This is a genomic window from Nocardioides nanhaiensis (assembly GCF_039542785.1).
GTDB lineage: Bacteria > Actinomycetota > Actinomycetes > Propionibacteriales > Nocardioidaceae > Nocardioides > Nocardioides nanhaiensis.
On the sequence record NZ_BAABIM010000001.1, the window covers coordinates 1,322,801 to 1,348,693 of the forward strand.

Annotated in this window: 18 protein-coding genes; 14 read left to right on the plus strand and 4 right to left on the minus strand. The window is 73.7% G+C overall.

The features are described from left to right. Positions 1–142 precede the first annotated feature (142 nt). From ABD948_RS06290 to ABD948_RS06315, 6 genes are read left to right on the plus strand one after another with little or no spacing between them, the layout of a single operon-like run. A complete protein-coding gene (locus ABD948_RS06290; protein WP_345263760.1) occupies positions 143–1,627 on the plus strand; it encodes a sugar transferase in 1,485 nt (494 codons plus the stop codon). Next, positions 1,627–2,775 (plus strand): hypothetical protein, encoded by a 1,149-nt coding sequence (locus ABD948_RS06295; RefSeq protein WP_345263762.1) that lies wholly within the window; start codon positions 1,627–1,629, stop codon positions 2,773–2,775. The genes ABD948_RS06290 and ABD948_RS06295 overlap by 1 nt, the downstream gene beginning before the upstream one ends. Then, the gene (locus tag ABD948_RS06300; RefSeq protein WP_345263764.1) at positions 2,775–4,022 is read left to right on the plus strand and encodes a glycosyltransferase; all 1,248 of its coding nucleotides are present in this window, start codon (positions 2,775–2,777) and stop codon (positions 4,020–4,022) included. The genes ABD948_RS06295 and ABD948_RS06300 overlap by 1 nt, the downstream gene beginning before the upstream one ends. Further along, on the plus strand, positions 4,019–5,272 hold the full coding sequence (locus tag ABD948_RS06305; RefSeq protein ID WP_345263766.1) for a glycosyltransferase family 4 protein: 1,254 nt from the start codon (positions 4,019–4,021) through the stop codon (positions 5,270–5,272). The genes ABD948_RS06300 and ABD948_RS06305 overlap by 4 nt, the downstream gene beginning before the upstream one ends. Further along, positions 5,269–8,817, plus strand: a complete 3,549-nt coding sequence (locus ABD948_RS06310) for a PA14 domain-containing protein (RefSeq protein ID WP_345263768.1) — start codon at positions 5,269–5,271, stop codon at positions 8,815–8,817. Before ABD948_RS06305 ends, ABD948_RS06310 begins: the two co-directional genes overlap by 4 nt. 8 nt (positions 8,818–8,825) lie before the next feature. Continuing rightward, positions 8,826–11,093, plus strand: coding sequence for an oligosaccharide flippase family protein (locus ABD948_RS06315; protein WP_345263770.1), 2,268 nt, complete (start codon positions 8,826–8,828; stop codon positions 11,091–11,093). On the opposite strand, the gene ABD948_RS06320 is transcribed toward ABD948_RS06315, so the two are convergent. The 3 genes from ABD948_RS06320 to ABD948_RS06330 are packed head-to-tail and all read right to left on the minus strand — an operon-like array spanning position 11,062 to position 14,361. Beyond that, positions 11,062–11,913 carry a sulfotransferase family protein gene (locus tag ABD948_RS06320; protein ID WP_345263772.1) on the minus strand — a complete coding sequence of 284 codons (852 nt, stop codon included), beginning with the start codon at positions 11,911–11,913 and terminating at the stop codon, positions 11,062–11,064. The genes ABD948_RS06315 and ABD948_RS06320 overlap by 32 nt on opposite strands. 47 nt (positions 11,914–11,960) lie before the next feature. After that, positions 11,961–13,445, minus strand: coding sequence for an O-antigen ligase family protein (locus ABD948_RS06325; protein ID WP_345263774.1), 1,485 nt, complete (start codon positions 13,443–13,445; stop codon positions 11,961–11,963). Then, on the minus strand, positions 13,435–14,361 hold the full coding sequence (locus ABD948_RS06330; protein WP_345263776.1) for a sulfotransferase: 927 nt from the start codon (positions 14,359–14,361) through the stop codon (positions 13,435–13,437). Before ABD948_RS06330 ends, ABD948_RS06325 begins: the two co-directional genes overlap by 11 nt. Positions 14,362–14,533: 172 nt before the next feature. On the opposite strand from ABD948_RS06330, the gene ABD948_RS06335 reads away from it, so the two are divergent. From ABD948_RS06335 to ABD948_RS06365, 7 genes are all read left to right on the plus strand, one after another. Beyond that, a complete protein-coding gene (locus tag ABD948_RS06335; RefSeq protein ID WP_345263778.1) occupies positions 14,534–15,400 on the plus strand; it encodes a hypothetical protein in 867 nt (288 codons plus the stop codon). Positions 15,401–15,434: 34 nt separating this feature from the next. Then, positions 15,435–16,241, plus strand: coding sequence for a 3'(2'),5'-bisphosphate nucleotidase CysQ (locus ABD948_RS06340; protein ID WP_345263780.1), 807 nt, complete (start codon positions 15,435–15,437; stop codon positions 16,239–16,241). An 11-nt stretch (positions 16,242–16,252) separates the two neighbouring features. Further along, positions 16,253–16,876 carry an HAD family hydrolase gene (locus ABD948_RS06345; RefSeq protein ID WP_345263782.1) on the plus strand — a complete coding sequence of 208 codons (624 nt, stop codon included), beginning with the start codon at positions 16,253–16,255 and terminating at the stop codon, positions 16,874–16,876. Positions 16,877–16,895: 19 nt separating this feature from the next. Next, positions 16,896–17,336 carry a VOC family protein gene (locus tag ABD948_RS06350; protein WP_345263784.1) on the plus strand — a complete coding sequence of 147 codons (441 nt, stop codon included), beginning with the start codon at positions 16,896–16,898 and terminating at the stop codon, positions 17,334–17,336. A 94-nt stretch (positions 17,337–17,430) separates the two neighbouring features. Beyond that, positions 17,431–21,021, plus strand: a complete 3,591-nt coding sequence (gene mfd, locus ABD948_RS06355; protein WP_345263786.1) for a transcription-repair coupling factor — start codon at positions 17,431–17,433, stop codon at positions 21,019–21,021. Beyond that, positions 21,018–21,740, plus strand: a complete 723-nt coding sequence (locus tag ABD948_RS06360) for a hypothetical protein (RefSeq protein ID WP_345263788.1) — start codon at positions 21,018–21,020, stop codon at positions 21,738–21,740. Before mfd ends, ABD948_RS06360 begins: the two co-directional genes overlap by 4 nt. Beyond that, on the plus strand, positions 21,737–22,153 hold the full coding sequence (locus tag ABD948_RS06365; protein ID WP_345263790.1) for a MazG nucleotide pyrophosphohydrolase domain-containing protein: 417 nt from the start codon (positions 21,737–21,739) through the stop codon (positions 22,151–22,153). The genes ABD948_RS06360 and ABD948_RS06365 overlap by 4 nt, the downstream gene beginning before the upstream one ends. Positions 22,154–22,304: 151 nt before the next feature. Here ABD948_RS06365 and ABD948_RS06370 read toward each other — a convergent pair whose 3' ends face one another. After that, on the minus strand, positions 22,305–24,527 hold the full coding sequence (locus ABD948_RS06370; RefSeq protein ID WP_345263792.1) for a serine/threonine-protein kinase: 2,223 nt from the start codon (positions 24,525–24,527) through the stop codon (positions 22,305–22,307). Between the two features lie 86 nt (positions 24,528–24,613). Here ABD948_RS06370 and eno point away from each other — a divergent pair, with 86 nt between their 5' ends. Continuing rightward, complete coding sequence (gene eno / locus ABD948_RS06375) at positions 24,614–25,891, plus strand: phosphopyruvate hydratase (RefSeq protein ID WP_345263794.1); 1,278 nt, start codon at positions 24,614–24,616, stop codon at positions 25,889–25,891. The last annotated feature ends 2 nt before the right edge of the window (positions 25,892–25,893 follow it).

Here is a 25,893-nt window from a genome sequence, read left to right on the forward strand (position 1 = left end):
GTGTGGAGGAACGTGACGGTTCGCTCGCCGTCCCGTGGGCCGCTCCTGCGTAATGTCGTCCTCGTTCCCAGCCGGCCAGTCAGGGCCGCTGCGGGGAAGAGGACATGGGGTCCTCGGTGATCACACAGGGGGTCGTGCAGGCATGTCGCACGTGGCACACGGGCACTCGCCCGCCGAGGTCGAGGTGGCTGCGGCCCCCGTGACCCTCGGGTCGCCCCTCGTGCGCGTCGCGACCCCCGTCCAGGCACCTACCCAGGCTCCCACCCAGGCACCGGCACCCGCCGGCCTCGTGGCGCGCCTGGCTCGTCGGCTGCCCCTCGAGGCCCTCGCCATCACGCTGCTCGGCGTCACGGCGCTCGCGCTGTTCCGTGGCACGACGCCCGTGCTCGCCGCCCTGGTCGCGGCGGTGCTCGGCGTGCAGGTGCTGCGCTCGGTGCCCCCGGCCGGTGTCCGACTCGGCGCCGCCTTCGGCCGCGTCGCCCGCTCGCTGCTGGTGCCCGTCGGCGTGCTCGCCCTGGCCCTGCACGTGCTGACCGCGCCGCGCCGCCTGATCGACGACGTGCTGCTGCTCGGCGTCCTGGGAGCCGTCGTCGCGGGCCTGGTCGCCGCGCTGGTGTCGCTGCGCTCCGTGCCGCCGCGCGTGGTCGTCGTCGGCGACCTGCCGCAGGTGCGTGGGCTGGTGGCGCGGTGGATCGATGAGCGCAGCGTGCACGTCGTCGGCGGTCTCGTGGTCGGCTCGCCGGCCGAGCTGGCCGAGGCGGGGCTCTCGGACCTCGGCATCGTCGCCGTCCCCTCCGTGGCCGAGGTGGTGGGTCACGTCGAGCGCTACCAGGCCGACCTCGTCGTCGCAGCCCCCGGTCCGGCGGTCAACGCCGACGCCGTCCGCGAGCTCTCGTGGGCACTGGAGGCATCCCCGGCCCGCCTGGCCGTCATCGGTGCCACCGAGCACGTCGCCCCGCACCGCATCGACCTCGACCTGATCGCCGGCTCCACCATGTCGGTGCTGGCCCCGCCCCGCGCCTCGCGGGCTGCGGCCCTCGGCAAGTCCCTGGTCGACCGGGTGCTGGCCGGGCTCCTGCTGCTGGCCGTCTCGCCGCTGCTGGTGACGTTGGCCCTGCTGATCCGCCTCGACTCGCCCGGGTCGGCGATCTTCACCCAGCAGCGCGTGGGCCGTGGTGGACGCCTGTTCCGCGTCTACAAGCTGCGCACCATGCGCGCCGACGCCGAGTCGCTCAAGGCCGAGCTGCAGGTGCTCGACGAGGGCAACGGCGTGCTGTTCAAGATCCGCGAGGACCCCCGGGTCACACGACTGGGTCGGCTGCTGCGGCGCAGCTCCCTCGACGAGCTGCCGCAGCTGCTCAACGTGGTGCGGGGCGAGATGTCGCTGATCGGCCCCCGCCCCGCCCTGCCGGAGGAGGTCGCCCGCTACACCCAGCTCGAGCGCCGTCGCCTCGCCGTGCGCCCCGGCATCACCGGGCTGTGGCAGGTCAGCGGTCGCTCCTCGCTCAGCCGCGAGCGCTCCATGCGGCTCGACAGCTCCTACGTCGACAACTGGCGCGCCCGCGGCGACGTCGCCATCGCGCTGCGCACCGTGCACGCCGTCGTGAGCAAGAGGGGCGCGTACTGATGGGCGCACTCGACCACGGCCGGACCACCTCCGGTCGTCCCTCCGTCGTGCTGGTCGTGCTGGCCGCACTGGTGCTGGTGCTGAGCTCCTGCGGTGGTGACGCCGAGACCGACGCCGGCCGCGACCCGCTGCTGTGGCCCTACCCGGCCGACTCGATCTGGAACCACCCGCGCGGCGACGCCGCCCGGCTGGTGCCCTTCGCCCTCGACCCGCGCGCGTCCACGCTGAGCGCCGAGGAGGACGTGATCATCGCCGAGCCCGACGCCGAGGGCCGCGACGTCGTCTCCACCACCGCGGGCTGGCAGCCGGGTGCCTCGCGCTGCAACGAGGCCACCGGCGAGGTGCTCGTGGAGGACTTGCCGATCCCCGAGGACTGGTACACCGACCCGGGCTACCGGGGGAAGACCCCCAACCAGGCTGCCGCCATCGTGATGCCCGACATGACGCTGGTCGAGACCCAGCCGCTGCACGTGTGCGAGGACGGCACCGCCGTCTCCCAGGAGGCCCAGCCGGCCTGGCAGGGCAGTTCGCTGCTCACCGGCGCCACGGCCGAGGAGCCCGGCAGCGGCGCCCACGGCGGCTCGGGCATGACCGCCTTCGGCGGCACGATCCGCGTCGGCGAGTGGGTGCCCGGTGGCGAGATCCCGCACGCGGTCAAGATGACCGTCGACGCCACCACGCTCTCCTCGTTCGCCGGCGGCTTCCGCTGGCCGGCCACCAACGCCGACCTGTACGCCGACGACCCGGTGCGCGGCTACCAGGGCTCGGTGCCCGCGGCCCGGATGGGCAGCCTGCTCACCCTGCCGCCGTGGTTCCAGATGGACAAGATCGAGACCGAGCCCGCGCGCATCCTGGCCGAGGCGCTGATGGAGCACGGGGCCTACGTCGTCGACGACACCGGCTGGAGCACCGTCGGCCTCTCCGTGGAGTGGGGCCCGAACGGTCGCGTCACCGACGAGTTCGAGCAGGAGTGGGGCTTCCCCATGACCGGTCACATCGGCAACGTCGGTGGCGAGCAGCTGCAGTTCCTCGAGGACCTCAAGCTCATGTACTCCGTCATGCACGTGGTCGACGACAATGGCCCCGACGCCGTCGGCGGTGCCGGCGACCCGATGGCGCCCTTCGCGCCGCCCCTGGCCGGTGCCTGATGAGGATCCTGCACGTCAACAAGTTCCTGCACCGCCGCGGCGGTGCCGAGGCCTACATGCTCGACCTGGCGCAGGCACAGCGCGCCGGCGGCCACGACGTCGAGTTCTTCGCCATGCAGCACCCGGAGAACGACGCCGACCCGAACCAGGACCTCTTCCCGGCGCGGATGGAGCTCAACCCGCCGCCGTCCGGTGCCCGGGCGCGCGTGCGCACCGCGGCACAGATCCTGCACCGCCCCGACGCGCGGGCCGGCATGCGCGAAGTGCTCGACCGGGTGCGTCCCGACGTCGTGCACTTCCACAACATCTACCACCAGCTCTCGCCGTCGGTGCTCAAGCCGGTGCACGAGCGCGGCATCGGCTCGGTCATGACGCTGCACGACTACAAGCTGATCTGCCCCACCTACCAGCTCCTCGACGACGGCAAGATCTGCGAGGCGTGCCTGCCAGGTCGCTTCGGCCAGGCCGTCAAGCGACGCTGCAACCGCGGCTCGCTGGTGGGCTCGGCGCTCTCGGCCCTCGAGCTCACCGTGCACACCCGCACCGGCGCCTACGACGGGATCGACGCGCTGCTGTGCCCCAGCGAGTTCCTCCGCGCCAAGATGGTGCAGGGCGGGATCGCCGAGGAGCGGCTGGTCCACCTCACCAACTTCTGCGACCTCACCAGCGTGCACCCGGCCACGGGCCCGGGTCACGGCGTGCTCTACGCCGGACGGCTCTCGCCCGAGAAGGGCGTCGACGTGCTGGTCGACGCCGTCGAGCACCTGCCCGAGGGGCTGCCCGTCACGGTGGCCGGTGACGGCGCCGAGCGCGCCGCCCTCGAGCAGCGCGCCGCCGACCGCGGCGTCGCGCACCGGATCAGCTTCCTGGGCCGGGTGCCGGCCGATCAGCTGCACGCCCTGATGCGGGCCTCGAGCGTCGTGGTGGCCCCGTCGCGCTGGTACGAGAACCAGCCCATGACTGTCCTCGAGGCCTTCGGCTGCGCCCGCCCGGTGGTGGCCTCCGACCTCGGTGGGCTGCCCGAGCTCGTCACCGACGGCGTCTCGGGTGCGCTGGTGGCGCACGAGGACCCCCGGGCCCTCGCCGCAGCCATCACCGCGCTCACCGCGGACCCCGCCGCCGCCCACCGGATGGGCCTGCGCGGGCGCGAGGACGCCGTGCGCCGCCACGCCATCGACGCCCACCTCGACCAGCTGCACGCCGTCTACGCGCGTGTGGTCCGCTCCCGGCAGGAGACCTTCGCGTGAACCGCCGCACCCCCCACACCTCCGGCTCGACCAGCCGCACCGGCCTGCGCATCGCCATGCTCGGCAGCCGTGGCGTGCCCGCCACCTTCGGCGGCGTCGAGCACCACGTCGAGCAGATCGGCAGCCGCCTCGTCGAGCGCGGCCACCAGGTCACGGTCTACTCCCAGAGCCGCTACGTCGGCTCGGACCGCACCAGCAAGCACCTCGGCATGGACGTCGTGACGCTGCCCTCGCTGCCGGTGCGCGGCGCCGAGGCACTGGCGCACGCGGGCCTGAGCACGGTCCACGCGCTGGGCCGCGGGCACGACGTGTTCCACTACCACGCAGTCGGCCCGGGCCTGGTGGCCCCGCTCGCACGGTGGGGCTCGCGGGCCGCGGTCGTGCAGACCGTGCACGGCCTCGACGCCGACCGTGCCAAGTGGGGCGGGGGAGCGCGGACCGTGCTCAACCTCGCCACCTGGATGAGCGCCCGGGTGCCGCACACCACCGTCACCGTCTCGCAGGCGCTGGCCGACCACTACGCCGTGCGCTACGGCCGCGAGGCCGTGCACGTGCCCAACGGGATCAACCCCAAGCCGGCCCGGCAGGCGCGCCTGATCACCCAGCGCCACGGTCTGCAGGGCGACGACTACCTGCTCTTCGTGGGCCGTCTGGTCCCCGAGAAGCGCCCCGACCTGCTGCTGGAGGCCTTCCGCGGCCTGAAGACCGACCTCAAGCTGGTCCTCGTCGGCGGCTCGAGCCACACCGACGAGTACGTCGCCGAGCTGCACCGCCTGGCCGAGGACGACCCGCGCGTGATCATGCCCGGCTACGTGTACGGCGACGAGCTCGACGAGCTCTTCACCAACGCCGCCGGCTTCGTGCAGCCCTCCGCGCTCGAGGGTCTGCCGCTCACCCTGCTCGAGGCGATGGGCGCCGACCTGCCGGTCGTGGTCAGCGACATCGACCCGCACCTGGAGGTCGTGGGTGCCGACCGCCCCGGCGCCCGGGTCTTCGCCGACGGCGACGTGGAGTCGTTGCGCGCGGCCGTGCGGCGCCTGCTGGAGGACCGCGGTGCCGAGGTGACCGACCTGGCCACCGCCCGCGCCGGTGCTCGCACCCTCGGCTTCTACGACTGGGACGCGGCCACCACGGCCCTCGAGTCCGTCTACCTCTCCGCCCTGCGCCGCCCGCGCGGATCGCGGATCACCGCCATCGACACCGCGGGGACCCCCGTCGGTGCTCACCACCACCAGAGGATCCCAGCATGACCAGCCTGACCCGCAGCACTGTGCTCCCCTCCTCGCGTCCGCGCCTGCGGTCCGGTCTCGCCGGCCTCGCCGCTGCCGCCATCGCGGTGTCCGGCCTGGCCCTGGTGACCACCGCACCCGCCGCCCAGGCGGCCCAGGACGTCGTCGTCAGCCCGACGCCGGCCCCGCAGGCGCCGCGGGTGGCCAACGGTCGCGTGTACGCCATCGACACCTACGGCGACCTCGTCGTCGTCGGCGGCAGCTTCACCAACCTGCGCCCCGGCGCCGGCGGCGCCGACATCCCGCGCCAGTGGATCTTCATGTACCGGGCCAGCACCGGCCAGCTGGTCGACTCCTTCCAGCCGCAGCTGGGCGGCCCGACGCCGGAGCCCACCAACGGCCTGGTCAGGGAGCAGCCCGGCGTCGAGGCGGTGCAGTTCGCGCCCGACGGGCAGTCGGTCTACGTGGGCGGCTGGTTCACCACGGTCAACGGCACGGCCCGCAACCGGATGGTGCGCCTGAACCTCGACGGGTCGCTCGACACCCGGTTCAACGCCAGCTTCAACAACACCGTCATGGACGCCGAGCTGGTCGACGGCCGACTGGTGGTGGGCGGTCGCTTCGGCCAGGTCAACAACCAGCCGAACCGCGCCCTGGTGGCGCTCGACCCCACGACCGGTGCCCGCCAGACCGACTTCAACCTCCCCGCCACCGAGGCACGCAACCAGTACGGCTCCTTCGTCCGCGAGATCGACTCCTCCGACGACGGGCGCCTGATGGCCGTCTCGGGCAGCTTCAAGCAGGTCGGCACCGCGGCGCGCAACCAGCTGGCCGTCCTCGACCTCACCGGCACGCCGAGCGTCGCCAACTGGTCGACCGACCAGTACGCGGCCAACTGCAGCGGTGCCTCGACGGACGCGGGTGACTACATCCGCGGCCTGGCGTTCTCGCCCGACAGCTCCTACCTCGTCGTCAGCACCACCGGCGCCTACTTCGGTGAGGACCGGCTCTGCGACACCGCCACCCGGTGGGAGATGCCGCCGGTCGCCACGGGCGACAACCAGACCTTCACCTGGCGCGACCACACCGGTGGCGACACGTTGTGGGCCGCCGAGGTCACCGACGCGGCCGTCTACGTCGGTGGGCACCAGCGGTGGATGAACAACCCGCGCCCCTCGCCCGGCGGCGACAACGACGGACCGGGCTCGGTCTCGCGCCCCGGCATCGCGGCGCTCGACCCGCTGACCGGCGTCCCGCTCTCCTGGAACCCCGGCCGTGACCGCGGCCGTGGCGCCGAGGCCATCCACGCCACCGACGACTACCTGTTCGTCGGCCACGACACCGACCTGTGGGGCGGCGCCATCCGCCAGCGCCTGGCCCAGCTGCCCGTCGCGGGCGGCAGCACCAACACCCAGCCGACGACCGTCGACCTGCCGGTGACCCTGTACATGAACGACGGCGCGACACTGCGCCGGGCCGCGTTCGACGGCGCGACCGTCGGGGCCCCCAGCGCCGTCTCCAGCACGGAGAACTGGTCCACCGCCCGTGGCGGCTTCGTGCAGGACGGCAAGCTCCACTACTTCGGGCCGAGCAGCAACTTCTACTCCCGGCCCTTCAGCGACACCACCATCGGGAGCGCGACCAACCTCTCCGAGACCGTGGGCTACCTCGACACCAACTACAACCTGACCCCGGACGACCAGCCGTACGGCATCGCCGAGACGGTGGCGGCCGCCTACCAGCCCGACACCGGCAACATCTTCTACCTCAAGCAGGGCGACAGCCGGCTCTACCAGCGCGGCTACTCGCTGCAGAGCGGGATCATCGGCGCCTCCGAGTACGTCGCCTCGACGGCCGACTGGAGCGGTGCCCGGGCCCTGACCTTCATCGGCGACTGGCTCTATGCGGCCTGGAGCGACGGCCGCCTGTACCGGTACTACGCCCCCGAGGGCCGGGTCCGCGTCGGCACGCGCACCCAGGTCGACGGCGGCGCGCAGGTGAACTGGGCCAACGCGCGGACCCTGTTCGCCACCCGCGGCACCGGCACGGCCGTGCCGCCCACCGCACCCGACGCCGTCACGTGCTCGGGCTCCACGCCCTGGCGCGCGGCCTACTACGCCAACAGCACGCTGGCCGGCACGCCGAACCTGGTGCGCTGCGAGGCCGAGATCGCCAACGACTACGGCTCCGGCGCCCCCGCGGGCACCGGCCTGCCGGCCGACAACTTCTCGGTGGAGTGGCGCCGCCAGGTCGACCTGACCGTCGCCGGCTCCATCCGTGTCGACGCCACGACCGACGACGGCGTGCGCGCCTTCGTCGACGGCGAGCGCGTGATCGACCGTTGGATCGACCAGGGCCCGACCGCCTCCACGGGCACCTCCTCGGCCCTGCAGCCCGGCGCGCACACCGTGCGCATCGAGTACTACGAGCGCGGCGGCGGGGCCGTGGCCCGTGCCACCACCACGGTGGTCGACGCGGCGCCTCCGACCCCCGAGCCCGACAACATCGCCCCCGACACCGCGATCGACACCCCCACGCAGAACGAGGTCCTGCGCAGCGGGGCGCTGACCAGCACCGGAACCGCCACCGACAACGTGGGCGTCACCGAGGTGCACGTGGGCATCTACAACCGTGACGACGCCACCAACCGCTGGCTGCAGCCCGACGGCAGCTGGGGCCCGGGCTACGCCTACCGCCAGGCCACCGTCGCCGCCTCGGGCGCGGCGTCGACCGGGTGGACCCTCTCCGGCGTCACCCTGCCCGAGGGCAACTACGCCCTCGACGCGCGCTCCTTCGACGCCCGCGGCAACGAGGACCCCGACCGGGCCTGGCGGCCGTTCTCGGTGAGCACCGCCCCGGCGGACACCCAGGCACCCACGGTGGGCATCACCTCGCCGGCCAAGAACTCCACGGTCACCACCAACGCGTTCACGGCCAGCGGCTCTGCCACCGACGACCGCGGCGTGCGACAGGTGCGGGTCGGGATCTACAACCGCGCCACCCCCTCCACCCCGTGGTTGCAGGCCGACGGCACGTGGGGTGCGCGCTACGCGTTCCGCACCGCCGACCTCGGCTCGGCCGACTCCGCCAGCAGCCCGTGGTCGATCGGCGAGAACCTGGGCAACGGCCTGTACGCGCTCGACGTCAAGGGCGTCGACACCGCGGGCAACGTGAGCGGCTCGACCTGGTGGCCCTTCACCGTCAACGCGCCGACGGCCGGATCGGCCCCCACGGCGCGGGCGGCGCGCAGCGCCACCACGGTGTCGGGTTCCACGGTGCGCCTGCAGGGCACGGCGTCCGACGACCGTGCGGTCTCCTCGGTGCTGGTCTCGGTGCAGCGCAAGGGTGCGCCGGCGGCTCGGCGGTGGTTGGCCTCCGGTCAGCGCTTCGCCGACCGCGAGACCTTCCGCGTGGCGCGCCTGGCCGAGCCCGGCAAGCGGGTCACCGGCTGGAAGCTGGCGCTGCGGCTGCCGCGCGGGCAGTACGTGGTCACGGTGCGCTCGCTCGACCACCGCGGCACCGTCTCGCGGTCGGCCTCGCGGCTGACCGTGCGCGTCACCCGGTGACGTAGGCAGTGCGCCGATCCCCCCGTCGGGGCACCGCTGTCGCCCGACAGACCGACCGACAGGCCGACCAGCCCAGCCTGGCCCGTGACGGGGGCCGGGCGGTGCTGGGCTCGGTGGTGAGCAACGCCTGCAACGTGCTCGTCATCCTGGTCCTGGCGCGGCTGCTGGGCGGCGCGGAGGTGGGTCAGTACACGATCGCGTTCGCCGTGCGCGCCCTGCTCCTGCTGCTGTGCGGCCTGGGCATGCGCACGGCGCTCACGCGCTTCGTGGCCCACTACCTCGCGCACGGGCAGCCGGGCACGGTGCACGGGTCGGTGCGCACCGGGCTGCTCCTGCCGGGATTGCTGGCCGTGGGTGTCGCAGGGGTGTGGATGCTGCTGGCGGAGCCCATGGCCACCCACGTGTTCCGCGACGCCTCCCTGACCCTGCCGCTGCAGCTGTTCGCCCTGAGCCTGCCGTTCTTCGTGGTCACCGACACCGCGCTGGCCGCGACCCAGGGCTTCCAGACGATGCGCGCCTACACCTGGGTGGGGCAGGTGCTGGAGCCGACGCTGCGCCTGGTGCTGACGACGGCGGCCGTGCTGCTCGGGGGCGGCATCGTGGGTGCGTCGCTGGCCTTGCTGGCGAGCAGCGTGTTCTCCAGCCTGGCCGCGCTCGCGGCGCTCAACCGGCTGCTCGGCACCCTCGCCGACGAGCACCGGCGCACGCCGTGGCGCGAGCTGGGCTCGTTCGCCGCGCTCAGCTGGGTGGCCTCGATGGCGACCCAGGGCCTGCTGTGGGCGGACGTGGTGATCCTCGGGGCGATGGTCTCCTCCGGCGAGGTCGGTGCCTACCAGGTGGCCGCCCGGGTGGTGCTGATCGCGATGTTCGTGATCACCCCGCTCACCGCCTCGATGGCGCCCCGGATCGCGCACGCCTGGGCGCACGAGGACCGCGCGCTGGTGACCAACCGCTACTCCGCGGTGGTCCTGTGGACCTCGCGCCTGAGCTTCCCGCTGCTCGCGGGCCTGCTGGCGGTGCCCACCGCACTGCTCAACGTCTTCGGCGACGACTTCGGCGGCGCCACCGCGGTGATCCTGATCCTGGCGGTGGGAGCGGTGGCCGAGGCGGTGGGCGCGCCGTCGTCGGTGCTGCTCAACCAGATCGGCCGCAACCGGCTCAACATGGTCGTCAACGTCTCGGCGCTGGTCCTCAACATCACGCTGAACGTCGTGCTGATCCCGGTCTACGGCATCGAGGGCTCTGCGGTCGCCTGGGCGGTCACGCTGGTGGCCGGTGCGCTCGTGCGGATCGTGCTGGTGCGTCGGGTGGCCACCGACCGCTGGCCCTTCTCGCGTTCGTTCCTGGTGGCCGTGGTCGCCGCGGTGCTGGCCTGGGCGGCCGCCGCGGGCCTGACCCTGCCGCTGAGCGACGCCCCCTGGCTCGAGCTGCTCGTGGCGGCACCGGCGGTGCTGCTGGTCTACCTCGCCGCCCAGCTGGTGCTCGGCGGGCTCGACCGCGAGGAGCGCACCGCGCTCTCGCGCACGATCAGCCTGCGGCTGCCGTTCCTGCGGCGCTGGGTGCTCGGCTGGCGGCAGCGCGGAGCCCCCGGGCAGGGCGCCGAGCTGGTCATCGACGAGCTCGTCGCGCCCTACCGCTTCGACATCTGGGCCCGCGCCGACCTCTTCCGGCTCGCCCGCGAGCACGCGGAGCTGCGGCGTCGTGACCCCGCGGCCTTCCTCGCGCTGGCTGGTGAGAGCCGTTACCGCGACTGGTTCGACCACGTCCTGGTGCCGCGCGGGCACGTGCCCGCCCAGCCCGGGGCGGCGCAGGAGCGGGCCTTCCGCGACATCGTCACCGCGAGCCTGCAGCTGATGGACCGGCACGACCGGCACGGACGCGAGTCGCTGGGTCGGGTCTCCGTGGCCCTGGTGCCGGCGGGCACCGACGTCGGTGGGTGGACCCTCGCGCAGGACCGGTGGGCGCTCCTCGACGGCGGCCACCGCACGGCCCTGGCGCTGCTGGCGGGCCAGACGACGTTGGGCCCGGGCGACTACGTCGTCGAGCGAGGCGTCCTGCCGCCCAACAACACCCGGGCACTCCTCGACGCCGGCGTCGTCGAGCCCCGTGAGGCGCTGGCCTTCCTGGCGCGCGGACTCACCGGCTCGGCGACCACCGAGCAGGTGGTGCCGGCGACCTGGGAGGAGCTCTGCGAGCGCATCGAGGACCCCGACCAGCGCGCGGCGGCGGCCGCGTGGCCCGGGCTCAGGAACGGGTCGGCCACCGCACACCCGTGAGGGACTCCAGGTGCGGGAGGTCGTCGGCGATCCCGGCCAGCACGGTGGCGCGGAACGCCTCGGGGATCGCCTCCTCCTGCAACGCCTTGTGCGGCCGGTAGTCGGCGGAGGTGTGCGCGGGCAGGCCCAGGTGCTCGAAGACGCGCGCCATGACCGCCGCGGGGTCGGCGAAGAGCTGCTCGCTCTGCAGCACCAGCACCTGCTCGGGGTCGAAGTGCTCGTGCAGGCGGCGCAGCTGCTCGGCGTAGCGGCTGCGGCCCACGTAGCTGAAGTGCCGGTGGTGGTACCAGCGGGTCGTCTCGTCGGGGTCGGCCAGCCGCTGCGCCTCGGCGGCCAGGGCCTCGTCGGCCGGGAGCGACTCGAACCCCCGGGCCACCTCGTAGCGGTAGTGCGACCAGGCCCGCTCCACCGGGTCGCGCAGCATCAGCAGCAGCCGCGCGTCGGGGACGTCGGCGGCGATCCGTCCGGGGGCCTCGGGGTGGTAGCAGTAGTACGGGCTGGACTCGCCGACGATCGGGCGGGCTCCCAGGCGTGCCTCGGCGCGGTCGAGCGCGGCGCTGCGCGGCAGGTGGGAGCGGAACCACGCCGGCCCCCGGTGGTAGTTGACGTCGTAGTACCGGCAGCCCTTCTCCACGAGGCCGCGCAGCACGAGCGGGTGGTCGACCACGTACTCGTCCAGCGAGGTGGTGCCGCCGCGCTTGACGCCCACCACGAAGTAGCGCGGCAGCTCGCGCTCACCGGGACGCAGCGCCTGCACCCGGCGACGCACCAGGTGCGCGGCGCGCCGGCTCACGGGCGGCAGCAGCGAACGCGACGACACGGGGGTCCTCCGGAGGGTGTGGGGGTGGTGGTGCGGGTCGGGTGTGGTCAGGTGGTGGGTCGGGCGAGGGTGAGCTGCTCGGGCTCGGCGCGCAGCGCCCAGCCGGCGGCGGCGAAGAGGGGCAGCGCGGTCCACAGGAACGTGACGTTGTCGATCAGGTTCTCACCCGCTGCCGCGGCTGCGGCGGCCAGCGCGTAGGCGAAGATGCCGGCGAAGAGGGCCTCCACCCAGGGGTGCGCGGCCGCGGCGTCGGGGTCGCTGCGGGCCAGGCGCCGCACCCGGCGCAGCGCCCGCCACGCGACGACGATCGCGCCGATCACGAACACCAGGTAGGCGGCGAGGCCGAGCACGCCGGTGTCGACCAGCATCTTCATGTAGTCGTTGTGCGCCTCCTTGCCGGTCAGGAGCACCGCCGTGCCCGGGCCGCTGCCCAGCACGGGGGAGTCGTCGGCGGCCGGCCACAGGCGCGCCCACTGGTCCAGGCGCCAGGTGAGCGAGTTCTCGGCGTAGGGCTGGTCGGAGTCCGGCTCCAGGTCGGCGAGGCGGGTGTTGACCTGGGGCACGAAGAGCCCGGCGAGCACCACCCCGGCCAGGCCCACGAGCAGCAGCTTGCGGTTCAGCAGCACGCACACGACCAGGACGCCGACCAGCGCACCCAGCCATGCGCCGCGCGTCTGGCTCAGGATCAGCTCGGCGCCCACCAGGGCGCAGAAGGCGAGCGCGAGCACCCGGTCGCGCCCCTGGCTGCGCAGCACGTAGGCCGCGCCGATCACCAGCAGCGGCACGAGGAAGTGCGCGAAGTTGTTGGAGAGGTAGAACACCGACTTCAGCGCCGTGAAGCCGTCCTTCTGGTGGGTCACCTGCACGCCGAGGACCCCCAGGAAGGGGTAGAGGAGCGGGATGGCCGCGACGGCGAGCACCAGCTGGACGACGTCGCGCAGGCTCAGGCGCCGGGTGACCAGGAGCAGGTCGACGACGAAGAACACCGCGATGCCCGCGGTCATCCGCAGCGTCGAGCCCAGCCCCTCACCCAGGTCGGGGCTGCCCAGGGTGGAGAGGGTGAAGATCGCGATGATGGCGAGCAGGGCGAGCGGCAGGGGCGCCACGACCCGCTCGACCAGCAGGCGCCGCTGGGTGAAGAGCCACAGCAGCATGACCGCGAGCACCGCGATCCCGAAGATCTCGGTGACCGACACCCCTTGGCCGCGGGGCCCGGCGGTCAGGTCGACCAGCGGTCGCAGCAGGCAGGCGGCGACGAAGAAGTGGACGAAGCGGCGGAAGCCGGTGGCGATGGCGATGACGCCGAAGGCACCCGCCACGAGCAGGGCCACCAGCACCCCGAAGTCACCGGTGGTGGAGGCCAGGACGACCGAGACGCCGAGCGCCACCGATCCCGCGACCACGGCGCGGCGGCTGACCGGGTCCCCGGGCGCGACGGGTCCGGGCGGCTCCGCGGGGATGAGCGGCTCCTCGGAGCCGGTGTGGTCGGCGCGGCGGCGCGCGGTGGTCCGGTCGGGCAGGTCAGTAGCCATGCGAGCGCCTCCGAGGGGCGGTGATCATCGAGACCAGACGTCGTTGGCCGGCGGGCATCCGCCGCGACCACTCGTCGTCGCGCCGCAGCTGCACCGGTCCCGAGCGCACGCGGTTGGGGTTGCCGGCGGCGGCGTGCGAGGGGGCGAGGTGCAGGCCGTCGGCGTGCACCAGCGACCCGGCAGCGGGCACGGGGAGGTCCGCGAAGGCGGCGACGCCGGCGAGCACGCCGGCCGGGTCGTCCACGAGGTCCTCGTAGCGGACCACGTGCGCGCGGCGCCCCCCGCGGGCCGAGAGGGCCGCCACGCTGGCGGTCGACTCCAGCCACATCAGGGAGGACTTGACCGGCGAGAAGCGCTCCATCTCCTCCTCGAAGCCGCTGACCTGGCCCGAGGCCTGGGCGCGCTGCCAGGACCAGGCGACCGCCCGGGGGTCGCGGACGAGCTGGACCGGGCGCACGTCGAGCAGGTCGCTGCGGGCCACCAGGGCGCCGAAGGGGGCGAGCTTGGAGGAGTCGACGACGACCTCGGCCCCGGCGACGTCGGCCAGCGAGGCGAGCAGGGTGCCGAACACGGTCACCAGCTCCTCGACCTCCGGGGACGTGCGCCCGGCCAGCCACCAGGCGGTGCGGCGCGTGCGGACGGCGTCGGTGAGGCGACGGTCGAGCGCGGCCGCCTCGGCAGGCGTCGGGAGGTGCCCGAAGGTGCGCTCGAGCGCGGGGACCCACACGGGGCACTCGCGCACGGGCCGGCGGCAACCGCAGAAGCCGTCCTCGGCCAACCCGCGCCGCATCGCCAGCTTCACCTCGCCGACGTGCAGGGCGCCGGGCAGCGAGCCGAGCGCGTTGCCGAGCAGGGTGGAGCCGCTGCGGCCGGTGCCGGCGACGTAGACCACCCGCGTCGTGCCCCGCGTCCCCATCCGTGCGCCCACCTGTCGCCGTCGTCCACCGCTCGGCCGAGGAAGGCCCGTGTGGCCGTTGTGTCGTCTCGGGCCCGGTGCTGGCCCTATCCTAGGCGGTCGCGGCCGTGGTGGCCCGATCTGACTCGAACCACTCCGGCCACCGGTGCCGGCACAGGGGGAAACGGCACTGATGAAGGTCTGGAACAGGTCCTGGGGCTGGCTGGACCCGGTGCGCAGGCTGCTGTGGCTCCCGATCGTGGTCGGCGTCCTGGCGGGCGTCGCCGTCGCCGCCACCACCGAGGCGTCGGTCGAGGAGACCACCAGCGCGGTCGTCAACACCCGCGCCGCCTCCGCGCTGCCCAACGACCGGCTCGACCTGATCAACGACCTGGTGGCGGTGGCCGGCCTGACCACGGTCACCAACCCCGTGGCGCGCGAGAACGGCCTGAGCGGTCCCGCGCTGCGCGCGGGTCTGAGCGTCGAGCGCGTCGAGGCCTCCACGCTGACCCGCCTGACGCTCTCGGCCCCCGGTGACGACGAGTTCCGCCGCCAGGTGCTGAGCGACTTCCTCGCCGCCGCGCAGGACTACCTGACGCCGGAGACCCCCAGCCCCTCGCTGGTGGCGGCCCGCGCCGAGGAGCGGGCGGCGATCACCGCCTACTACGAGGCCCTGGCCGAGAACAACGGCCAGAACCCGGTCGAGACCTTCGACCGGCTCAGCCAGCGCATCGTCGACGCCCAGGTGGCGGGCAACACGCAGCTGCAGAACAGCCTCGAGTCCTTCGTCCCCCGCGCCACCCGCCGCGCCTCGGAGTTCGCCACCATCACCGCCCGCCGCAGCACCGCCGAGGCCACCGTGCGCAACCTCGCCACCTCCGAGGCCACCCAGACCCGCGGCGGACCGGCTGCGCTCAGCCTCAGCTTCATCGCCTCCACCGCCGAGCCCGGCCTCACCGACTCCGTGCCGCTGCGCCGCGGCCTGGCCGCGGGCCTGGCGGCCGCCCTCGTCGTCGCCGGTCTGCTGCTGCTGCTCGCCCGGGGACGCCGCCTGCGGTGAGCCGGACGGCGGACGGGTCGGTAGGTTGACGCCCGTGACCGACATCTCCGCCGCACCTCCCGTCGACGCCGACGACCACACCCTCGCCGCCTGGCTGGCCCAGGTGGCCGGGGCGCGCCTGCTCGAGGTGCGCGCGCAGGGCTTGGAGGGCCGTGCGCTCAAGGACGCCGGCGACGCCGCCGCGCAGGCCGTGCTGGCGCAGCTGCTGGCCGAGCACCGGCCCGCCGACGCCGTCCTGAGCGAGGAGGCCAAGGACGACAAGCTGCGCCTCGAGGCCGACCGGGTGTGGATCATCGACCCGCTCGACGGCACGCGCGAGTTCTCCGAGCCGCCGCGCGACGACTGGGCCGTGCACGTGGCGCTGTGGGAGCGGCACGCCGACGGCGCCGAGGGCCCCGGTGGCGCCGGCGACCTCACCGCGTGCGCCGTCGCCCAGCCCGCGCTGGGCGAGGTCTTCACCACGGGTCGCCCGCCCGTCGTCCCGGCCCGCACGGCCCCGCGCCCGCGCATCGCCGTCTCGCGCAGCCGGCCGCCGGAGTTCGTGCACGCCCTGGCCGCCGAGCTCGACGCCGAGCTCGTGCCGATGGGCTCGGCCGGCGTCAAGGTGCTCTCGGTGGCCCGCGACCTCACCGACGCCTACGTGCACGCGGGCGGTCAGTACGAGTGGGACTCCGCGGCCCCCGTGGGCGTGGCCCGCGCCGCCGGCCTGTTCACCAGCCGCGTCGACGGCTCGCCGCTGCGCTACAACCAGGACGAGGTGTACCTGCCCGACCTGATCGTGTGCCGGCCCGAGCTGGCCGAGCAGATCGTGGCCTTCACCCGCGCCCACGGCGTCGGCTGAGAGCTGGCGCGGTGGAGTCGCCGCAGCAGCTGCTCCTGGACGCCGACGGCGTCCTGCAGCGCCACCCGGACGCGGTGACCGACCTGGTGCGCCGCGTGGTGGGCAGCGGACCCGACGAGTGGCTGGTGGCCCGCTACGCCGACCGGGCACCGGGCCTGGCCGGCGACGGTGACCTGCGCCTGCCCTGGCGGGAGCGGGTCCGGGTGCTCGGACCCCGCGCCCTGCCGCTGGAGGTCCACCGGCGGGTCTGGCTGCGGGTGCACACCCACACCGAGGTGCTCGACCTGGTGGCGCAGCTGCGTCGTGGGGGTCTACCGGTGCACCTGGCCACCAACCAGCGCGCGCACCGCGGTGCGCACATGCGCGAGGTGCTGGGCTACGACGCGCACTTCGACTCCTGCTGGTACTCCCACGAGCTCGGGGTCGCCAAGCCCGCCCCTGCCTACTTCGAGGCCGTGGCGGCCGGGATAGGGGCGCGCCCCCGGGACTGCCTGCTGGTCGACGACAACGCCGCCAACGTGCGATCCGCCGCCCGACTGGGCATGCGCACCGTGCGGTGGACCACGCGGGAGGGTGTCCCGGCGCTGCGCGCCCGGCTCGCGGCCCACGGAATACCCGTCGACAGCCGGGCCTGAGCCGCGGCAGGCTGCCGCGATGGCCTCCCTCGTCTCGCACACCTCGATCGACTGCGCCGACGCCTACGCCCTCTCGGAGTGGTGGCGCTCCACGCTGGGCTACACCGACGACGCGGGGGATCCCAACGATCCAGGCGACGAGGAGTGCCTGATCCTGGACCCCGACTCCGGGCACCGGCTGCTGTTCATCGAGGTGCCCGACGCCGCCGCGGCCAAGCGCGGCAAGAACCGGCTCCACCTCGACCTGCGCCCACGCGAGCGCCGTCGCGACGACGAGGTCGGGTGGCTGCTGACCCGGGGCGCGACGCTGGTCGCCGACCACCGCGGCATCCACGGCCTCGGCACCGGCTGGGTGATCCTGGCCGACCCGGAGGGCAACGAGTTCTGCGTGCTGCGCTCGCAGCGGGAGCTGGACCGGCAGGACGATGACGACGAGGTCGTCGCTCCCTCCGGCCCGTAGACTCGACACGTAGGCACCCACCCCTGTCCGAGTCGGGCAGGGGTGCTCGTGCGTGCCGCCCCACCCACCGGTCCTCACCGATCACGGAGCTCTCGTGCCACTCACCGGTCTCGTCGACACCGTCCTCGCCGACCCCACCCTCGCGAGCCTGAGCCGTCGCGCCCGCGAGGGGGCGGCCCCCACCCTGGAGCTGACCGGTCCGGAGGCGCTGCGGGCGTTCCTGGTGGCCGGGCTGGTGCGGGCGGGGCGTCCGGTGCTGGCGGTCACGGCCACCTCGCGCGAGGCCGAGGACCTGGTGGGCGCGCTGGGGGAGCTGATGGACCCCGAGGTCGTGGGCTACTACCCGAGCTGGGAGACGCTCCCGCACGAGCGACTCAGCCCGCGCAGCGACACCGTGGGCAAGCGCCTCGCGGTGCTGCGGCGGCTGTGCCACCCCGGCACGCAGCCCGGCACCGGACCGCTCTCGGTCGTGGTCGCCCCGGTGCGCTCGGTGCTGCAGCCGCAGGTGCCCGGGCTGGGCGAGCTGGAGCCCGTCGAGCTGGTCGCCGGCGACACCGCCCCGCTCGAGGAGCTCGTCGAGCGGTTGGCCGACGCCGCCTACACCCGGGTCGACCTGGTCGAGAAGCGCGGCGAGTTCGCGGTGCGCGGCGGCATCCTCGACGTCTTCCCGCCCACCGAGGAGCACCCGCTGCGCGTCGAGCTGTGGGGCGACGAGGTGGAGGAGATCCGGTGGTTCGCGGTGGCCGACCAGCGCACCCTCGAGAAGGCCGAGCGACTCTGGGCGCCCCCGTGCCGCGAGCTGCTGCTCACCCCCGAGGTGCGTGAGCGGGCCGCCGCGCTGGGCCGCGAGCACCCCCAGCTGCTGGAGCTGACCGACAAGATCGCCGCGGGCATCGCCGCCGAGGGCATGGAGTCGCTGGCGCCCGCGCTGGTCGACGGCATGGAGCTGCTCGTCGACCTGGTGCCGGCCGACACCCACGTGCTGGTGCTCGACCCCGAGCGCGCCCGCAGTCGCGCCCAAGACCTGGTCGCCACCTCGGAGGAGTTCCTCGGCGCCTCGTGGGCGGCCGCCGCCGGCGGCGGCTCGGCGCCCATCGACCTCGGCGCCGCCTCCTACCGCAGCCTCGGCGAGGTGCGCGAGCACTCCCGCGAGCGCGGCCTGGCGTGGTGGACGCTCAGCCCGTTCGGCCTCGACGACGCCGATGAGGTCGGCGGGGCCGAGGGCTCCGGCGAGGGCACCGCTCTCCCGCACCGCCCCGTCGACCTCTACCACGGTGACGTCGAGCGGGCCATGACCGACCTGGAGCGGTGGCGCAGCGACGGCTACCGCACGCTCGTCGTGCACCCCGGGCACGGTCCCGCGCAGCGGATGGTCGAGGTGCTGGGCGAGCGGGACGTGCCGGCGCGCCTCGAGGAGACCCCGGGCACCGAGCCCACCGGCGTCGTCGAGGTGACGTGCGGTCGGCTCACCCACGGCTTCGTCGACGACGTCAACCGCCTGGTGCTGGTGACCGGCGAGGACATCTCGGGGCAGAAGGCCTCGACGCGCGACATGCGCGCGATGCCCGCGCGCCGCAAGAAGCAGATCGACCCGCTGGAGCTCAAGACCGGCGACCACGTGGTGCACGAGCAGCACGGCGTCGGGCGCTTCGTGGAGATGAAGCAGCGCGAGGTGCAGGGCGCCATCCGCGAGTACCTGGTGCTCGAGTACGGCGCCAGCAAGCGCGGCGGACCGCCCGACCGCCTCTACGTGCCGGCCGACGCACTCGACCAGGTGACCCGCTACGTGGGTGGCGAGCAGCCCAGCCTCGACCGGCTCGGCGGCGCCGACTGGACCAAGCGCAAGGCCCGTGCCAAGAAGGCCGTGCGCGAGATCGCCGCCGAGCTGATCAAGCTCTACGCGGCCCGGCAGGCCACCAAGGGCCACGCGTTCGGGCCCGACACGCCCTGGCAGCGCGAGCTCGAGGACGCCTTCCCCTTCACCGAGACCATCGACCAGCTGACCACCGTCGAGGAGGTCAAGTCCGACATGCGCCAGACGGTCCCCATGGACCGCCTGGTGTGCGGCGACGTCGGCTACGGCAAGACCGAGATCGCCGTCCGGGCGGCGTTCAAGGCGGTCCAGGACGGCAAGCAGGTCGCCGTCCTGGTGCCGACGACGCTCCTGGTGACCCAGCACCTCTCGACGTTCACCGAGCGGATGAGCGGCTTCCCCGTCGTCATCAAGGGCCTGAGCAGGTTCCAGACCGACGCCGAGGCCGCCGCGGTGATCGAGCAGCTGCGCGAGGGCAGCGTCGACATCGTGGTGGGCACCCACCGCCTGCTCAACCCCGACATCCGGATCAAGGACCTCGGGCTGATCATCGTCGACGAGGAGCAGCGCTTCGGCGTCGAGCACAAGGAGCAGATGAAGAGGCTGCGCACCTCGGTCGACGTGCTCAGCATGAGCGCGACGCCGATCCCGCGCACGCTCGAGATGGCGATCACCGGCATCCGCGAGATGTCCACGATCACCACGCCCCCCGAGGAGCGCCACCCCGTGCTCACCTACGTGGGCGCCTACGAGGACCGGCAGGTGACCGCCGCGGTGCGGCGCGAGCTGCTGCGTGACGGCCAGGTGTTCTACATCCACAACCGGGTCAGCTCGATCGAGAAGGCGGCGGCGCGGATCAAGGAGCTGGTGCCCGAGGCGCGGGTGGCCACCGCCCACGGCCAGATGGGCGAGCACCAGCTGGAGAAGGTGATGCTGGACTTCTGGGAGAAGCGCTTCGACGTGCTGGTGTGCACCACCATCGTCGAGTCCGGACTCGACGTCTCCAACGCCAACACGATGCTGATCGAGCGCGCCGACACCCTGGGCCTGAGCCAGCTGCACCAGCTGCGCGGCCGCGTCGGCCGCTCGCGCGAGCGCGCCTACGCCTACTTCCTCTACCCGGCCGAGAAGCCGCTGACCGAGACCGCGCACGAGCGGCTGGCGACGCTGGCCCAGCACTCGGACCTCGGCGGAGGCATGGCGATCGCCATGAAGGACCTCGAGATCCGCGGCGCCGGCAACCTGCTCGGCGGTGAGCAGTCCGGCCACATCGCCGACGTGGGCTTCGACCTCTACGTGCGCCTGGTCGGGGAGGCCGTGCAGGACTTCCGCGGCGACGCCGAGCCGGAGCTCGCCGAGGTGCGCATCGAGCTGCCGGTCGACGCCCACCTGCCGCACGACTACATCACCAGCGAGCGGCTGCGGCTGGAGATCTACAAGCGCCTCGCCGAGGTGCGCACCGACGCCGACGTCGACGCGATCGGCGAGGAGCTGCAGGACCGCTACGGCGAGCCGCCGCAGGAGGTCACCTCGCTGATGCTGGTGGCACGGTTGCGGGCACGGGCCCGTCAGGCGGGGCTGGGCGAGCTGACCATCGCGGGGCGCAACGTGCGCTTCGCGCCGGTCGACCTGCCCGAGTCGCGGGTGGTGCGGCTGCAGCGGCTCTACCCGAAGTCCATCGTCAAGACCTCGGTGGGCACCGTGCTCGTGCCGCGGCCCGGCACCCCCGGTGCGACCGGGCGCCCGCTGGCCGGCGTCCCCCTGCTTGAATGGGCGCGCGGTGTGATCGACACGATCATCGACCCGCGCGATCCGTCCAGCACAGGCAGTGCAGCCAGCTCGTCCAGCTCGTCCAGCAAGGAGTCCGCGTGAACCCGGTGTCCCGTTCCTCTCGTCTGGTCCGCCTCCCGCTCGTGGCGGCGACCGTGCTGGGCCTGGTTCTCGTCTCCGCGTGCGGTGTCGGGCCGGAGGTGCTGGCGCCGACCACGGCCGCCCAGGTGGGCGACGACCGGATCTCGGTCGACGAGGTCGACCAGGCCACCGACGACCTGTGCACGATGCTCGGCCAGCTGGTCGAGGCCGGCAACGACGCGGCGGTGCCCGGCGGGGTCGCCCGACAGGACATGGTCTCGGCGCTGAGCCTGCGCTCGCTGGCCGACCAGCTCTCCGCGGAGTACGACGTCGAGGTCGGCGAGGCCGTGGCTGCCGCGGCGGACGCCCAGGAGCAGCAGCTCAGCGGCGCCGGGGTCGACGCGGACGCCATCGAGGCCGTGCTGCCGCAGATCACCGCGGGGGCCTACTTCGCCGAGGTGCTGGTGGCCATCGGCCGCGAGGAGCTCGGCCTGCCCGACACCGACGACAACGCGAGCGAGGCGCTCGACGCCGGGCTGGAGACCGCGGTGGCCTGGCAGGAGGAGAACGGCTTCGAGGTGAACCCGCGCTTCGGCACCATCGAGCTCGCGGTGGGGGAGCAGGGCCTGGTCCGCGGCCTCTCCGAGACCTCGGTGGCGGTCAGCATCGAGGCGCAGGCCGGTGTCGACGGCGAGACCAACGTGGGCGACCTGCCCGCGTCGCAGCGCTGCGGCGCATGACCGCAGCGGGCCCGCAGGGCTCGTCGGGATCCTCGCTGGAGGAGCTGGTGCGGGTGATGCGCCGGCTGCGTGCCGAGTGCGCGTGGAAGGCCGAGCAGACCCACACCTCCCTCGTGCCCTACCTGCGCGAGGAGACCGAGGAGCTGGTCGAGGCGATCGCCGAGGGCGACCCCGCCCACGTGTGCGAGGAGCTCGGCGACGTGCTGCTGCAGGTGGTCTTCCACGCCGCCGTGGCCGAGCAGGCCGGGCAGTTCACCATCGACGACGTCGCCGCCGGGCTGGTCGCCAAGCTGCGCCGTCGCAACCCGCACGTCTTCGACCCCGCCTCGCTCGGCCGCACCCCGGACTCCCCACCCCTCAGTCCCACCGAGATCGACGCCATCTGGCAGCAGGTCAAGCGCACGGGCGGCTGAGCCCGGACGTTGGTCGGGTGCGCGACGCGGCGACCGGGCGGCCCTGCTGGTTGAGCCGTGCGAGCGTCAGCGAGTGCGTGTCGAAACCCGGGGCGATTCAGGGCGCCTCACGGCTCAACCCGCGATGGGGGTGGTTCGACCAGCGGGAAGGTCAGGAGGTGACGATGAGCGACTCGTCCTCGCAGCCGTCGGTGCGGCAGGGGACGTCGGCCCAGCGCTGCGCGGGGCCCAGGCGGCCGTCCTCGGCGAGCATGACGTCGACGGCCCAGCTGTCGGGTTCCATGTCGCCCGTGAACCAGTCTGGGTTGCGCAGCAGGACGAGGTCGTCGTCGCCGTCGCCGTCGACGTCGGAGATGGAGGGGGTGCTCTGGGTCGAGGTGTCGGCGCGGTGCGACTCGGTGCCGATCACGGTGCCCTCGCCGATCACGCCGTCGACGACGTCGTGGACGAGCACCTCGAACCCGGCGCCCTTGACGCCGCGGTATCCCAGCAGCTCGTCGGTGCCGTCGCCGTCGACGTCGGCGGGCACGAGCTGGGCGTCCCAGTTGCCGATCCTCGTGGGCGGTACCTCGAAGACGTCGGCGTCGGGGGCGAACTCCCGACCCTCCTCACCGTCCTCGGAGATGGCGATCTGGGTGCGCTCGGTCGGGGCGAGGGCGCTGACGGAGATCACCAGGTCGTCGTCCCCGTCACCGTCCACGTCACCACCGAGCACGGGGTGGAACTGGCCGATGGAGATGTCGTCGCTGGTGAGCCACGCCGTCGGGACCGTGCCGGGCTCGAGCGCGAGGCCGTCGGGACCACCCGGGACGACCGTGAATCCGGTGCCCTCGGCCACCTCGGGCCTGAGCAGCACGTCGCCGTAGCCGTCGCCGTCGAAGTCGCCGCCCTGGGCGATCGGGTCGCTCAGGTAGCGACGGATCACACCCGTGCGGGGGATGTCGAGCTGCTCGGTGCGGCCGTCGGCGTAGACGACGTCGACGACGACCTCGCGCTCGTCGTCGTCGTCGTAGGCGGCGATGCGGTCCAGCGCGCCGTCGCCGTCGATGTCGCTGAGGCTCTCGCTGGTGCCGGGCAGCCTGCGGCTCGTCGTCGGGGCGGCGAAGCTCTCGCCGTCGGAGGTGAGCAGCCACGACTGCGAGGCGCTGGAGTCCAGGGAGAAGTCGAGCCAGCTCAGCGTGAGGTCGCCCAGACCGTCGCCGTCGGCGTCGCCGGTGACGAGCTCGACCGGTCCGCTGGGCGCCGCCGGCGCCGGATCGTCACCGGCGCCACGGCCCTCCCGGATCCACCAGCCGACGCCCGCCAGCAGCGCCAGCGTGAGCGCGACGGCGCCCGCGGCCAGCAACGGGCGAGAGCGGCGCTCTCTGTCGGTGGCTCGACGGCCGGGACCGGGTGGCTCCTCGACCGCGGAGGGTGCCGTGGCCACGGGGACGGGGGTGCCGCCGCGCAGGCGCGTCACCTCGCGCGGTGTGACCGCGGACGCGGAGACGGCGCGCGGACGGAAGGTCGGTGGCGGCGAGCCCAGGTCGAGGAGTGCGGCCTGCAGCTCGGCGGCGTCCTGCCAGCGGTCCTCGGGGGTCTTGGCGAGGGCGCGGGCGAGCACGGCGTCGAGTCGGCGCGTGAAGTCGTCGTCGCCCTCCAGGTGGGGCACGGGCTCGGAGACGTGACCCATCACCACCTCCGCGTCGGAGCCGGTGTAGGGCGGGGCGCCCGTGAGGCAGGCCCACAGCAGGCAGCCGACGGCGTAGAGGTCCGAGGCCGGGGTGGCGGGCGCGCCGCGCAGCCGCTCGGGGGAGAGGTAGGCCCAGCTCCCGGCGGCCGAGGAGGTGTGGGTGGCGGCGCCGTCGCTGAGCGCGATGCCGAAGTCGGCCAGGTAGACGTGGGGGCTCGCGCCCGCGTCGCCGATCTGGCGGCTGCGCAGCAGCACGTTGGCCGCCTTGACGTCGCGGTGCACCACGCCGGCGCGGTGGGCGTCGGCCAGGGCCTCGGTCACCTGCGCGGCCACCTGGAGCCCGACGGCGGGCGGGAGCGGACCGCTGGCCTCGAGCAGGTCGCCGAGGTCGCCGCCGGCCACGTACTGCGTGGCGATGAACGGCACGCCGTCGTGCTCGCCGTGGTCGTAGATGGCGATCACGTGCGGTGAGTCCAGCCGCGCCAGCACCCCGGCCTCGCGCTGGAAGCGACGACGGAACTCGTCGTCGCCGGCCAGCTGTCCCGCGATCACCTTGAGCGCGACCAGCCGGTCCAGCACGGTGTCGCGCGCCGCGTACACCACGCCCATGCCGCCCATGCCCAGGCGCCGCTCGATGCGGTAGCGGCCGAAGTCGGCCCCCGCACCGGGGGGCTGGCGACGCACGGGATCCAGGTTCTCCATCAGGGCTCCATCATCACCCACCCGCCCTGACCTGCGGCCGGCGGACGCGGTCCCGGTTACCCGTGGGTCGCCACTAGGGTGCGGGCATGGCATCGATCGAAGCAGTCGGAGCCCGCGAGATCCTGGACTCGCGCGGCAACCCCACCGTCGAGGTCGAGGTCGCCCTCGACGACGGCGCGTTCGCCCGGGCCATGGTGCCCAGCGGCGCCTCCACCGGCGCGTTCGAGGCGGTGGAGCTGCGCGACGGCGGCGACCGCTACCTCGGCAAGGGCGTCGGCAAGGCCGTCGACGCGGTGATCTCGCGGATCGGCCCCGCCGTCGAGGGTCTGGCGGCCGACGACCAGCGCGTCATCGACCAGACGATGCTCGACCTCGACGCGACGCCGAACAAGGCCGAGCTGGGCGCCAACGCCATCCTCGGCGTCTCGCTGGCCGTGGCCCGCGCCGCCGCCGACTCCGCCGGCCTGCCGCTCTACCGCTACGTGGGCGGGCCCAACGCCCACCTGCTGCCCGTGCCGATGATGAACATCCTCAACGGAGGCTCGCACGCCGACTCCAACGTCGACGTGCAGGAGTTCATGATCGCGCCGATCGGCGCCCCCACCTTCCGCGAGGCGCTGCGCCAGGGTGCCGAGGTCTACCACTCGCTCAAGTCGGTGCTGAAGAAGCGCGGCCTGGCGACGGGGCTGGGGGACGAGGGCGGCTTCGCTCCCGACCTGGAGTCCAACCGCGCGGCGCTCGACCTGATCGCCGAGGCCGTCAGCGGCGCCGGGCTGCAGCTGGGCACCGACATCGCGCTGGCCATGGACGTGGCGGCCAGCGAGTTCTACAGCGACGGCTCCTACGCCTTCGAGGGCGGCTCCAAGTCGGCCGAGGAGATGACCGCCTACTACGCGACGCTCTGCGAGGACTTCCCGATCGTCTCGATCGAGGACCCGCTGGACGAGGACGACTGGGAGGGCTGGAAGGCGATGACCGACCAGCTCGGCGGCCGCATCCAGATCGTCGGCGACGACCTGTTCGTCACCAACGTGGAGCGACTGCAGCGCGGCATCTCCGGTGGCCAGGCCAACGCGCTGCTGGTCAAGGTCAACCAGATCGGCTCGCTCACCGAGACCCTCGACTCCGTGGACCTCGCGCACCGCAACGGCTACCGCTGCATGATGAGCCACCGCTCCGGCGAGACCGAGGACACCACCATCGCCGACCTCGCGGTCGCCACCAACTGCGGTCAGATCAAGACCGGCGCTCCGGCGCGTTCCGAGCGCGTGGCCAAGTACAACCAGCTGCTGCGCATCGAGGACGAGCTGGGCGAGGCGGCACGCTACGCCGGTGCGGCCGCGTTCCCGCGGTTCGGCGCCTAGAG

Bases quoted from the DNA above. Each gene is read 5' to 3' on its own strand.
- ABD948_RS06350 (WP_345263784.1), top strand. From the start codon at position 16,896: ATGGCCTCCCTCGTCTCGCACACCTCGATCGACTGCGCCGACGCCTAC.
- ABD948_RS06300 (WP_345263764.1), top strand. From the start codon at position 2,775: ATGAGGATCCTGCACGTCAACAAGTTCCTGCACCGCCGCGGCGGTGCC.
- eno (WP_345263794.1), top strand. From the start codon at position 24,614: ATGGCATCGATCGAAGCAGTCGGAGCCCGCGAGATCCTGGACTCGCGC.
- ABD948_RS06290 (WP_345263760.1), top strand. From the start codon at position 143: ATGTCGCACGTGGCACACGGGCACTCGCCCGCCGAGGTCGAGGTGGCT.
- ABD948_RS06370 (WP_345263792.1), bottom strand. From the start codon at position 24,527: ATGGAGAACCTGGATCCCGTGCGTCGCCAGCCCCCCGGTGCGGGGGCC.
- ABD948_RS06330 (WP_345263776.1), bottom strand. From the start codon at position 14,361: ATGGGGACGCGGGGCACGACGCGGGTGGTCTACGTCGCCGGCACCGGC.
- ABD948_RS06295 (WP_345263762.1), top strand. From the start codon at position 1,627: ATGGGCGCACTCGACCACGGCCGGACCACCTCCGGTCGTCCCTCCGTC.
- ABD948_RS06325 (WP_345263774.1), bottom strand. From the start codon at position 13,445: ATGGCTACTGACCTGCCCGACCGGACCACCGCGCGCCGCCGCGCCGAC.
- ABD948_RS06335 (WP_345263778.1), top strand. From the start codon at position 14,534: ATGAAGGTCTGGAACAGGTCCTGGGGCTGGCTGGACCCGGTGCGCAGG.
- ABD948_RS06310 (WP_345263768.1), top strand. From the start codon at position 5,269: ATGACCAGCCTGACCCGCAGCACTGTGCTCCCCTCCTCGCGTCCGCGC.
- ABD948_RS06365 (WP_345263790.1), top strand. From the start codon at position 21,737: ATGACCGCAGCGGGCCCGCAGGGCTCGTCGGGATCCTCGCTGGAGGAG.